General features: G+C 41.1%; 9 protein-coding genes. 4 read left to right on the top strand and 5 right to left on the bottom strand.

The genetic code is table 11. The features are described 5' to 3' along the window. From pstC to N693_RS0105520, 5 genes are all read right to left on the bottom strand, one after another. Nucleotides 1-957, bottom strand: coding sequence for a phosphate ABC transporter permease subunit PstC (gene pstC, locus N693_RS0105540; RefSeq protein ID WP_025783812.1), 957 nt, complete (start codon nt 955-957; stop codon nt 1-3). 39 nt (nt 958-996) lie between these two features. Then, nucleotides 997-1,962, bottom strand: coding sequence for a PstS family phosphate ABC transporter substrate-binding protein (locus N693_RS0105535; RefSeq protein ID WP_025783811.1), 966 nt, complete (start codon nt 1,960-1,962; stop codon nt 997-999). Nucleotides 1,963-2,250: 288 nt separating this feature from the next. Further along, nucleotides 2,251-5,061: an ATP-binding protein gene (locus N693_RS0105530; RefSeq protein WP_025783810.1), complete on the bottom strand. Its 2,811-nt coding sequence runs from the start codon at nt 5,059-5,061 to the stop codon at nt 2,251-2,253. Nucleotides 5,062-5,201: 140 nt separating this feature from the next. Then, nucleotides 5,202-6,014, bottom strand: a complete 813-nt coding sequence (gene pstB / locus N693_RS0105525) for a phosphate ABC transporter ATP-binding protein PstB (protein WP_025783809.1) — start codon at nt 6,012-6,014, stop codon at nt 5,202-5,204. A gap of 92 nt (nt 6,015-6,106) precedes the next feature. Continuing rightward, entirely contained in the window at nt 6,107-6,547 is a 441-nt protein-coding gene (locus N693_RS0105520; RefSeq protein ID WP_025783808.1) for a YtoQ family protein, read from the bottom strand. Between the two features lie 98 nt (nt 6,548-6,645). Between N693_RS0105520 and N693_RS0105515 the strand changes: the two genes are divergently transcribed. The 4 genes from N693_RS0105515 to N693_RS0105500 all read left to right on the top strand — a co-directional run bounded on the left by N693_RS0105515 (nt 6,646) and on the right by N693_RS0105500 (nt 12,135). Beyond that, a complete protein-coding gene (locus tag N693_RS0105515) occupies nt 6,646-8,217 on the top strand; it encodes an amidohydrolase (RefSeq protein ID WP_025783807.1) in 1,572 nt (523 codons plus the stop codon). A 336-nt stretch (nt 8,218-8,553) separates the two neighbouring features. Continuing rightward, complete coding sequence (locus N693_RS18940; protein WP_025783806.1) at nt 8,554-10,809, top strand: PAS domain-containing sensor histidine kinase; 2,256 nt, start codon at nt 8,554-8,556, stop codon at nt 10,807-10,809. Between the two features lie 30 nt (nt 10,810-10,839). Beyond that, nucleotides 10,840-11,100 carry a tyrosine-type recombinase/integrase gene (locus N693_RS18935; RefSeq protein WP_025783805.1) on the top strand — a complete coding sequence of 87 codons (261 nt, stop codon included), beginning with the start codon at nt 10,840-10,842 and terminating at the stop codon, nt 11,098-11,100. Nucleotides 11,101-11,280: 180 nt separating this feature from the next. Next, nucleotides 11,281-12,135 carry a hypothetical protein gene (locus tag N693_RS0105500; RefSeq protein ID WP_025783804.1) on the top strand — a complete coding sequence of 285 codons (855 nt, stop codon included), beginning with the start codon at nt 11,281-11,283 and terminating at the stop codon, nt 12,133-12,135. The last annotated feature ends 209 nt before the right edge of the window (nt 12,136-12,344 follow it).

Below are 12,344 nucleotides of genomic sequence, written 5' to 3'. Positions count from 1 at the left end.
TTAGTACACCTCCCTGAACTTACGCGCGATTTTCCCTGCCAGTAAGTTCATCAGTAACGTCGTTGCAAATAACGTCATCGCTACTGCGTACAAGCTATAGTAAACTGTGGAACCTGCTGCCGCATCACCACTTGTAACTTCTACAATATAGGCTGTCATTGTTTGCATAGATTCTGTGATGTCGAACGTGAAGTTTTTAGAACTGCCGCTTGCAATTGCGACGATCATCGTTTCACCGAGTGCACGCGAAATCCCAAGTACAAAGGAAGCAATGATGCCGGATAGCGCAGCCGGTACAACCACTTTTAGGGCTGTTTCCAATTTTGTGGAACCGAGTGCTGCAGAACCTTCACGCATGGCCTGAGGGACAGAACGCATCGCGTCTTCTGAAAGCGAAGCAATCATCGGAATGATCATGACACCCATTACCAAGCCAGGGCTCAAAATATTTGTAGCTTCTAAGCTAGGTATCCATTGTCGAAGCAATGGAGTAACAAATGTGAATGCAAAGAACCCATAGACGATGGTCGGCACACCTGCAAGCAATTCCAGTGCAGGCTTCAGGACGCTCCGTACCCGACGTGAAGCATATTCACTCAAATAGATTGCTGCCATGAGACCGATTGGACCCGCCACTAAGATCGCAATCCCAGAGGACACAAGTGTCCCCATTACAAGGGGAAGTATACCAAAGGCGGGTGTTTGACTAAGTGGTTTCAGCACAGTTCCAGTGAAGAAGTCGAGTATTGGCACTGTTTTAAAAAACTCAATAGCTTCGGTCAATAAAATAATGAGAATGCCTACCGTCGTTAGAACGGATAAGGAAGCGAGCAGGAACAGAAATCTTGGAATCCAGACTTCAATTGTTTTTCTGAACGACTTCTTGTCCTGATTGTGACGGATGAGGTCACGAATGCTACTGTTGCTACTTGAACTTGCTTGGAATGGAGATGTCATAACCTCTCATCCTCCTTTTCTGCGATGAGTGGCGATGTCTTACTTATCACCGAGTGAATTCAGGAAATCCAGGTTCTCTTTACTCTCAGCTTCCGGAATCGGTGCAAATCCAGTTTCGCCTGCCATCTTATTTGCATTTTCCAAGACGTATTTTGCGTAGTCGAGCACTTGTGGCTTCTCTTTTGCGTGTCCGACATTCAAATACGTAAACACAGGACGTGTGAATGCTGCATAGTCTCCATCTTCTGCAATTGTTTCAAGTGAAGGTTCGACGGGTCCGTCCCCGAAGTCTACAGGGACTGCTTTTAGTTTCTCTTGGTTTCCTGCGTAATAGCCAAATCCGAAGAATGCTATACCGTTCTTATCATCTGATACGAGAGTAACGAGTGTAGAATAATCTTGTTGCAAGTTAACGGAAGACTTTAAATCTTGTTCTTCCAACACTTTTTCGTAGAAGAATTCGTAAGTTCCGTGGTTTTCGTTCGGCCCCATTGCCTTGATTTCTTCGTCAGGCCAAGAAGGATCCAAATCCGACCATTTTGTTACCTCACCGTCTGCTGTGAAAATACTGATAAGTTGTTCGGGTGTCAGTTGATCGACCCAATCGTTATCCTTATTGACGACAAACGTAAGACCGTCAAGTGCGAGCTTGAGCTCTTTCACGTCAATCCCTGCATCCTCTGCAGCTTGAGTTTCTTCATCTTTTATAGTACGAGAAGCATCATTGAAATCTGTTCCGTCTTTTACAAGGAATTTTTTGAAACCAGCACTCGTGCCGGCGCGACTCACTTCTACAGAGACGCCTTCTTGTTCATCGAGCATGTAGTTTTCAGCAAGTTTTGCCATGAGCGGGTAAACCGTTCCAGATCCATCGATAAGAACACTTCCTTCAAGTTCCGAAGAAGCAGTTGCGGAAGCAGTGCCACTTTCTTCGTCCTTTGCGCTACAAGCAGTAAGTGCGAGAGCTGCCACTCCGATAAGAATGGTTTTTTGAATGGATTTAATCAATGAATGTTCTCCCCTTTGTTTATGTTTTGTATGCCTTTCAACTTTTAGTATAGGGATGGAGTGTAAAGACAGTATGGGAGAAGTGTAAAGACTGTGTAAAGATGAGGGGAGGGGGGAGAACCCGCCCGTTTTGGCGGTCGACCCGCTCGTTCCGGGGGCAAACCCGCCCGTTTCCGTGGAGAACCCGCTCGTTTCAGCGGCCAACCCACGCGTTCCCACAACCAACCCCAATCAAAAAAGCCACCGGGCAATGCAGGAAACTTCCTGCTCACCAAGTGGCTCATGTTACTCATCATTCGTAGGATATAAAATTCGCCCGTCATCCACTTTAAGCGTTTCAGCAACAGTCTCAGAAAGTGTTCGAAGCGGATAAGGCTTCGTCATATAATGACTGATTCCAAACTTGCGGGTCAACTCTTCTTCACGTTCCAGCGCTGAAGAAATAATAATCGGGATTTGACGCGTCTCGACGTCATCCTTCAACATGCCGATTAAATCCCAACCGGTTAGCTCCTCTTGAAGCATCAAGTCGATGACCATGCAGTCTGGCTGATGCTTCTTCGCATAATCGAACGAACTCAGTACGTCATGAAAATGGAATACCTCGTATTCATGCGCTTTCAATTCTTCTTCTAGCAACAGAGCAATGCTTGGATCATCTTCGACAACTACGATGGCGGGCAAGTCAGAGCGCTCAGGCAAGAGCGTCGGGGACGGTTTTAAAGGAATCGTAAAGCTGACTGCTGTGCCCACGTTTTCCTCAGACTCCACTGTTATTTCTCCACCATGTTTTTCGATAATCTTACGGCAAATCGCAAGGCCAAGTCCGGTGCCGCCGATTTTTCTTCTATACGTATTATCAAATCGATAAAACTTTTCAAACATATGCTTTAATTCATCCGCAGGTATGCCAATACCTTGGTCTTGGATGGTGACTTTTAAATGATTACCTTGTTGAGCAAGTGTCACACGAACATCTCCACCATCTGGAGAGAACTTAATCGCATTGCTAAGCAAATTTGTGAAAACTTGAACAAGACGATCCGGATCCCCCATGCAAATAGTTTGTTCATCATTCACCTGTAATGCAATTGAATGATGGTCCTGCGCTGGGAAGTTCTGAATGGTTTGCTGTGCAATGTCCACAATGTCTACTTCTTGCATCGTGTATTCCTGGTTTCCGGATTCCATGCGTTGTACATCCAAAAAGTCATTGATCAGAGAGGTCAGACGTTTTGCTTCTTTATAAATTGCATCAAGATAACGGGAGCGCCTTGTATTATCCATCTCTTTGCCGATGAGTAATTCAGTGAATCCAAGAATACTCGATAGAGGGGTACGTAGTTCATGGCTAACCGTTGACACGAGTTCTGTCTTCATTTTATCTACTTCGAATGCTTGCGTAATATCCCGATGGACAAACAGCGTTCCAATCCGTTGTCCTTCATAGTGTACAGGAGATCCATAGAGCGAAATCACTTTCGCTTCAGAGCCTTCGACTGTATAGACCGTCTCTGTGAGTCCAGAAGTTTCGTCTTCTAGAGAAGCATTGATAAAGCTTGTGAGCGCCTCTGGATTAGTGGATAGTTCAGCCATTTGTTCTTTCCAGTCTTGCTGAGAAAGCGTTTCAGAAGGCTGGTCGATTAAAATCGATAGCGCCTGGTTCACTTGAACAGGGGAGCCATCCATTGAGATGAACTGAATACCTTCTTCTAGATTATCGAGTATCGTACGGTTCAATTGACGCTCTTTACTGATAAGTTCGTGTTGATCGATTCGGTCAATTGCAAATGAGACACGACTCGCAAGTGCGAATAGATCCGCCTGATCTTCTGCTGAAAATTCGCGTGATGAACTACTAAGGACGAACAGTGCTTTAAAAGTTCGACCGGAAACGTGCGGTGCAGCGTAAAAATCATAAGCGATTGAGCCATCTTCCAATACACGCTCAACTTGGAAGGAGGGTTCCTTCTTTAAACGTTCAAGAGCTGCTTGTGTTAGCTCATCAGGATAGTTTGCAAATGACTCTTCTGAGAATCCTTGTAATACATGCTGATTAGTCGAAGGCAGATAGATCATTCCTTGGTCAATTAAAAACAGTGTATCTAAGTAGGTAAGGGTTGAAGTTGCAATCCCTTTCGCATCATCTGAAAACGAGAGTTGATGGCTTAGTCCGTTATAGCGTTCTAACCGTATTTTTGAATTGCGCGCTTCTGTGAGAGCACTTTCGAGTTGTTTCTTCTGGTTGAATAATTCATCCTGCTGAGAGAGTAACTCCTCTTGTTGGGACAAAAGTTCTTCGTTTTGAGCCAGTAATTCTTGTTCTTTCACTTGTATCGTTTCCATCATTCCTGCAAATGAACGGGAAAGTGATCCGATCTCATCTTCCCGGATTTCGGGTTCATAATTCACGTCTTGATCGGACATATAGCGTTCAGTCGCGGATGTCATGGATTCAATCGGAGAGATGAGTTTACTGACGACGCGCCAACTGAAGAACACCAAGAACAGGAGCACAACAATTCCTACGAGTAGAATAGCTAGATAGAGCTGATTCAACTGCTGTTCGGATTTTTGATAAAATTCATCTCGATTATCTTTAGCCTGCTGTTCGTATTGGTCTGCATACTTGATGAACTGATTGACTGAAAGATTTGTCCCGGCACCAGACAATTCACGCAAGCCTTCGTAGTCATCGTTGTCTACTAATTGTACGGCTTGTGGAAGAATAACATTTTCAAAATTAGAAACGAATCCTTTGATTTCATTGGTGAATTGTTGCTCTTTCTCTGTTAACTCAATCGCGTTCAATCTGTTGTTTAACTCATCAATTTTACGGAGTTCCTTATGAGCCAATTTCAGTTCGTGCTCGAGTTTGAACGCGTAGAATCCACGAGTTCGAAAGAAGAGATTAGTGATGCTGTCGGAGAGTTCACTAATTACTTTTGCTTTCTCAGTTTGTGCAACTAGCTTTTCACTACGTTGTTCAAACGTGGAAGTGCTATAGAAATAAGCGGCTCCGAGTAATAGAAGTAATCCGATCGAGAGCGCTGCAATAATTCTCATATAATAGGTACGAATGCTCTTTCTAGGCACGGTACACCTCATTATCTTTTAATTTGATACTCCTATTCTATCACGCTAGTAAATTACGCGTAGTAGTTTTTTCTAATGTCATAGAAAAATAAAAAACGGGCTATTCCCCTACATTCAGAAGGGAATAGCCCGTTTGTAGTTCATCCAAAACGTCCGTTCACATAATCATCGGTCAAATGACTGGATGGTCGCTCGAAAATTGCTTCAGTTTGACCGTATTCCACTACTTCTCCGTGCAAAAAAAAGGCGGTCCGATCGGAAATTCGTGCAGCTTGCTGCATATTGTGCGTCACGATAACAATGGAGACGTCCTTTTTCAACTCACCAATCAATTCTTCCACTTTGTTGGTCGACACTGGGTCTAATGCGGAAGTTGGTTCATCCATAAGCAAAACAGAAGGTTCAATCGCGAGTGAACGAGCAATGCAGAGTCGTTGCTGTTGTCCACCAGAAAGTCCAAATGCACTGGAAGATAGACGGTCTTTTACTTCATCCCAAAGAGCGGCTTTCTTCAGACTGCTCTCTACGATATCGTCCAACATGGCCTTTTTACGAATTCCATGAAGCTTTGGTCCATAGGCGACATTGTCGTAAATCGATTTCGGGAATGGGTTTGGTTTTTGGAACACCATACCCACTTCGGATCGGAGACGTTCCACAGTTGCATGCAAAAGATCTGTTTCTTTAAATTTGGCAGTACCGTCAATCCTTACCGCAGGATCGGTCTCGACCATTCTGTTCAAGGTTTTTAAATAGGTGGATTTTCCACACCCCGAGGGACCGATGATTGCAGTTACTTCGTTTTCATAAATCGTCAAATCGATATTTTTTAGTGCGTGAGTGTCTCCATACCATACGTTTAAACCTTCCGTTGTAAAAATCGCTGCGGGCGCTTCGGTTTGTGCAACGACCCGCAACCGAGTGGCCGGTCGGTAATTCGTCAATGTAGTCATGCTCGCTGCCCCTCTCTTGTAACTTCTACATCAGTATAGAGAAGAAGTATTGAGGGAGTATGAAGGTAGTGTAAAGATTGTGTAAAGATGGATCACTCGAAAATGTATTTGAGCGCTTTCAGTGCCTGATCTGGTGTTTCTACCGTCGCATGTGCTTTTCTAGATAGTTCCTTGAGCGCGTGGTGATGCTCATGGGGACGGATTAAAATCAATGGCTTGGTGTGTGCGACAGCGGTACTTGCATCCATTGCCGTATTCCATTGTTTATACTTTTCACCGAATAACGCGATGACAAGGTCGCATTTCTTCAGTAGCAATTCGGTCCGCAAGTTATTGAAGCTCGAGGCTGCAGCATCTTTTGCAACTGCATCGTGCTGCTTACCAAGGATTTCTTCTCCGATATTGTCAGAACGGTCGTGGTCTTCCATAGGTCCGTAAAACGTTACAGGTAACCGAAGTGCAGCTGCTTTTTCTTTGATTTCATCGCGCCAAGAACTGTGTATTTCACCTGCTAAGTATACCGATAATTCCATTTGGATCTCCTCCTCGATTCTAGTGTTTTCATTGTAGCAGAATATTGCCTCAAATTGTCGGTGCGAGTACACTAAGGAAAAAGGAGTGCGATGGGGATATGAAAACAATCTGGCATAATGGTAGGATTTACACGATGCAAAGAGAAGGCGAGACAGTAGAAGCTGTATTGACGGAAAATGGGACAGTTCTTGAAGTAGGGCCTTTCAATTCTTTACGAGCGCAAGCAGATAACGAAGTGGATTTACATGGGGCAGTGATGTATCCAGGGTTCATCGATAGCCATATGCATATGATCGGGCACGGTAGTAGATTGTTGCAATTGGATCTGTCATACGTGAATTCTGCAGAAGATATGCTTAGCAGACTGAAAGAAGCCAATGCAAATCATCCGGCAGGTGAGTGGTTCACAGCGGACGGATGGAACGAAAATAATTTCTTAGACCGTCGGATTGTGACTCGTACTGAGTTGGACGCCATCAGTACGTCTCCTATGTTTTTGAAACGCACATGTCGTCACGTAGCCCTTGCCAATTCGAAAGCTTTGGAACTGGCAGGTATTACGAAAGACACACCTGATCCGGGCAACGGTACGATTGTTAGGGATGAGTCAGGAGAAGCGACGGGGCTACTACTTGAAGGTGCTGCGGATCTGGTGGAAGCGATCATTCCTGTGCCAGACGAAGCGGCACTCACGCGTGCGTTACAGGCGTCCGTTGAAGACTTGCTGGCTCGCGGAATTACAGGCGCTGTGACGGATGACCTTGGTTATTATGAAGACTACCGCAACCCGCTTCAGGCATTTAGGAATGTGATTGGTGAGGATAAGCTGAAATTCAGGACACATTTGCTACGCCGTTCTACGGTTTTTCAATTATTGATGGAGGATGAAGCAACGTATGATGAACCTTGGATTCATGGCGGTGAGATGAAATTCTTCATCGATGGGGCGCTTGGTGGAAGAACCGCGCTTCTGAACAAACCGTATTCCGATGACCCAGGAAATTCAGGGATGGCAGTGTTGACAGACGAAGAAATCCGAGAAAACGTCGCGCTTGCAAGGAGTTATGGAGAAGCAGTCGCAGTTCATACAATCGGTGACAAAGCGTTGGAAAAATTGCTTGATGTAATAGAAGTAAATCCACCTGCAGCAGGAAAACGTGATCGCATCATCCATGTCAACGTACTAAGTGACGAATTGGTCAATCGTATGGAGAAGCTGCCAGTCATTCTCGATATTCAGCCAGTGTTTGTACCATCTGACTTTCCTTGGGCCAAAGACCGCCTCGGTGAAGAGCGTATGGACTGGGCGTACGCATGGAAAAAACTTATTGATCGTGGATTCATTTGCGGAGGAGGCTCGGATGCCCCTGTCGAAGAGGTAGACCCGCTGCTCGGAATCTATGCAGCCGCAACTCGTCGTAAGCCAGGAGAAACCCACGAAGGCTATCTTCCTGAAGAGAAGCTGAGTCGCTATGAATCTGTCGCCTTGTTTACCTCGGGCAGTGCTGCAACGATAGATAAAGCAGACAGTCGCGGTAAAATCGCAAAAGGGTTCAATGCAGACTTTACTATTCTGGATCGGGACTTGTTGACGGTAGAAAGTGAGGACATGCTGAAAACGAAAACCGTTATGACGGTCGTGGCGGGAGAGATTCTGTATAAAGGTTAGTAAAACGTCTACTTTATAGTTGAACCTGAACTTCTAATCCTACATCTAGGAAAGGGGATTAGAAGTTTTCCTTTACTGTTTATTTTTTGGAAAATAGTTCGATAATTCACAAAGAAGTGTTATAGTTGTAAGGATGGATTATTTTATTCAGCAAACGAACATTAATTATTTTTAGTGAAAATATTGCTATTAATAATGTGGAAAAGCCAGTTACACCATCAATTTGACCTATCTCCGCCTTGGTTTTGATTCGTCTTCTATGTGAAGGATGAATATAACTAGGTTCCACTAATAATTGTCCCCGAAAATACAAATAGAACATGCAGGTGATCCATTATGGCAAAAGGTTTAGAGAGACTAACGAAAAATCCACTCCTTTATACTAAAGATAATATGATTTATAGGGTGAGCGAAAGCTTCTTACACTTAACTGGTTACGAAGAATGTGACTTGCTAGGAAAATCTCTAAAAGAATTAGACAAATTATTAAAATCCGAACATCAAATAGCGTTCCAGGACATTAAAGATATCTATTGTCTTCATATTTTTAATAGCGATAACGTGCCATTAGAAGTTAAAGTTAGCTTTGATATATTAGATAATGAAGACCATAAAGAATATCACTTTGAAGAACAAAAGAATCTATCGCTAGAATTCTTGTTAGCTAATTTTGGCGGCAGCGAAACGAATGAAAATGGATCTACAGCAGTATTCACCTATCCGGATTGCATGCTACTTAGCCATGATGAAAACTACATCCCGACATTGCACTTAATGGATATAGCTTCTGACGATCCAATAGGCAAATGTCCATCATTCTCAACAAATATTTTAGAGTTACTTAAACGAGGGACTTCCTTTCATGAATTTGAGGTGGAATCACTCGGCTCTGAAGGAGCAACTACTTATTGGGATATAAATGTAAAAATGATTTCTGGAGATGCAACAAAACAGTATTTAATAACTTCTTTTTATGACGTTACGGAAAATACTCGAGAAAGCAAACTTCTCAGAAAGCAAAAAAGAGAAATGAAATTCATTCTGGACAATATGTCAGATGGCGTAAATATTTTAGACAAAGACGGAGAGTATACGTATATAAATAAAGTGAGTAAGCAAGTTTTAGCTCCATGTATCCCAGATATAGATACAGTAAACAGCAAACAGGTATATAATGCTTTTGCAATGAATGATACAAAAGGAGAGAAATTATCATTTGAAGACATTGCAGAACAAAGAGTGTTAAGAGGAGAAAAACTAACTAAACATATGGTAATTGGAGCAAGTGAACTTCCGACAACTTACTATGAATGTGATGGGACACCTATATACGATGATCAAGGGAATATCGAGGGTGGCGTTCTGATCTATAAAAATAGTGAACCGGGTTATAAATTTGAAGAATATACTGCGCTGCAAGAAAGTGTAGAAAAGATTTCTATGTACTATGCATCGTTTTCGCACAAAGACTATAGCATAAATTATCTTAATCAGTTTTCATTTCAAGCCTTTAAAGAAGAATGGCCAGAGATAAAAACGGAGTCAGATATAATTGGAAAAAACTTTTTTAAATACTATCGGGCAGAAGATTTAGAGGAATTACTTCAAGATATTAATAAATCTATTGAAAATAAATCCTCCTATCTGCATAAATTGGAATTTACAAAAGATGGGATAACCTATCATACGAAAACAATTTTTCAGCCTATTATCAATCAAAATAATGAGGTAGAAAAGATAATTGCTTTAGGAATCGATATATCGGATGAAGAACTAGCTAACAAAAAGATGGCAAAGCTCCTTAAATCTCAAGAAGAACTATTCATCAACACCTCCCACGAACTAAAGACTCCATTAACTGTAATATTTAGTGGCGCTCAACTATTGAATTTATATTTGGAGCATGATTCTTTAGAAGACCATAGAGAAGATATTCTAAATGTAAATAGAATGACAATGGGAAATTGTTATAGGCTGACCAGACTCATAAATAATATATTAGATATTTCTAAAATAGAATCTGGACTGCATGAATTAAACTTATCTAATTACAATATTGTGGGAATTATAGATGATATTGTGGAATCCGTTTCAGAATACACGAAGTCGAAAGGCATCAAAATCATATTTGATCCGGAACTTGAAGAACTGATTATGGCAGTGGATGTTTATAAATTTGATAGGATTTTACTTAACCTGATTTCGAATGCAATTAAGTTCTCGATTCCAGGTGAAGCTATATTAATAGGGCTAGTGAAAAAAGATAATCATACTGTAAGTATCTCTGTAACAGATGAAGGCATAGGAATAGATGAAAAGAATATAGGTACGATCTTTGAGAAATTTACACAATTGAATCGAAATTTAAATCGCATAGCTGAAGGTACTGGACTTGGATTATCCATTGCTAAATCTTTGGCCGAGCTACATGGAGGTAGTATTAGTGTAGAGAGCATTTTAGATGAAGGGAGTACGTTCACTATAGAACTTCCTATTAAGAAAATAGATAATGGAAATAGTAATCAGGTTCATAATAGCAACATGGATACAGACGAGTTAATAAAATATGAGTTTTCGGATATCTATTTATAAAAGTAATTTGTAGTAAGAGACCTAAAATTAATGAAGAAATTAAAAAAGTACCTGAGTGTTTCTCACTCAGGTACTTTTTTAACCTCGGGCAGTGGAACGACTATGGACAAAGTGGACGCCGTGGAAAAATCGTATCAGTTGCGTCATAGCTATGCGACTCATGTGATCGACAACGGAGCATCGCATGAAGTGATTCAAAGCCTTCGGGGTCGCGAAAAAAGTGAAACAACGAGAATTTACACTCAACATAGTGGAAAACTGAGATATGATCTCTATAACAAATACTTTTAAAGGTTATTTTTGTCTGGATGATATTTTAATTGTTGGTAAGTGTGTTGAAATTGAGTCAATAGTAAAGTTGGTTGTTGCGGTGTAGAGATTTAATAAGTCCCTAAGCCGAAAATGGGTCATTTTATTCCAATATGTAACTAATTTAACTTATCTCGGTCTAATAATATTAGGAGGGGTAGAATGAAAAAGGATAGAAAAGTATTTAATGTCAAAGGCGTTAAAATTGTTGCTACTTTACTAATTTCAGTTGGAACATTTGCTTTAATTAATTTTATTGTCTCTTATAGTACAAAAGGCAATCAACAGGCGCATGTGGTTAATGGAAGTGGAGATGTGAAAATCCCAGCTATTCAATTGCCTAAGGACACTTCAAATGCAGACATGATAGGCTTAATCGTATATAACGGTAAAATTTATACCGACACAAATACAGAGATAAATGCAGTGGATGCAAAAGCTATTATAGGTGATAAACTCGGAACTACTAAAGGGGGAATTGACGAATGGAGCAAACGAATAGCCTATAATAAAGAGTTATCTTCTACAATTGGAAAAACAGATGTGTATTCAGTAAAAGGTTACGATAAAAATTTCAGGATAATGGTTTATCAAGAACAGAGTGACAATCAATACGCAGCGTTTTATGAGAATCTTAACGGAATAACAATAAGTAGTGGTGAAGATGTGTTTGGTAAATTAAATATAGTTGGTAATGTATCCTCTGCACAGTGGAGAGCATTCGGTGATTGGTATAATGACATTGATAATTACAAGTCTATTTCAGATATGGCAGTATTGAATACATTCTTAAAAGAACTGAAAAAAACAAAGCCTCTTCCTCGTAAACAAAATTCAGACCCAATAAGTAATTTTCAAAACAATGAGGAATACAGGGAACTTACCCTTAACTTAAATGACGGTTCAATGGTTAAACTTACTCTTCTTAAAGGTGGATCCATCTATTATGGATTTACAGATGTTTATTTTCAGATGAATGAGAGCGTATTTTTAGAAATATGGAACCAACTTAATTAAAATTACTATTAAACAATAGGGTGCGATTGTGGCACAACTAGATTAGGAAAAAATGGTGTCCAGTTTCAAATATATTACTGAAAAACCGTTACGGCAAAATATTGTTCGAAACGGTTTTTGGTTTGTAATTTCAGCACGTCACTAATGGACTGTAGCAGAAGAAATTCATGCTAAATTGATGAAATACCATTATAAAACACCGATTTCTA

It is taken from the genome of Sporosarcina sp. D27 (assembly GCF_000586555.1).
Classification (GTDB): Bacteria; Bacillota; Bacilli; order Bacillales_A; family Planococcaceae; genus Sporosarcina.
Note: the sequence above shows the minus strand (reverse complement) of the source record. Positions and strands in the feature narration are given on the sequence as shown.

Excerpts from the sequence above, each read along its gene's own strand:
- N693_RS0105500 (WP_025783804.1), top strand. The coding sequence starts at position 11,281 with ATGAAAAAGGATAGAAAAGTATTTAATGTCAAAGGCGTTAAAATTGTT.
- pstB (WP_025783809.1), bottom strand. The coding sequence starts at position 6,014 with ATGACTACATTGACGAATTACCGACCGGCCACTCGGTTGCGGGTCGTT.
- N693_RS0105515 (WP_025783807.1), top strand. The coding sequence starts at position 6,646 with ATGAAAACAATCTGGCATAATGGTAGGATTTACACGATGCAAAGAGAA.
- N693_RS18935 (WP_025783805.1), top strand. The coding sequence starts at position 10,840 with ATGAAGAAATTAAAAAAGTACCTGAGTGTTTCTCACTCAGGTACTTTT.
- N693_RS0105520 (WP_025783808.1), bottom strand. The coding sequence starts at position 6,547 with ATGGAATTATCGGTATACTTAGCAGGTGAAATACACAGTTCTTGGCGC.
- N693_RS18940 (WP_025783806.1), top strand. The coding sequence starts at position 8,554 with ATGGCAAAAGGTTTAGAGAGACTAACGAAAAATCCACTCCTTTATACT.
- pstC (WP_025783812.1), bottom strand. The coding sequence starts at position 957 with ATGACATCTCCATTCCAAGCAAGTTCAAGTAGCAACAGTAGCATTCGT.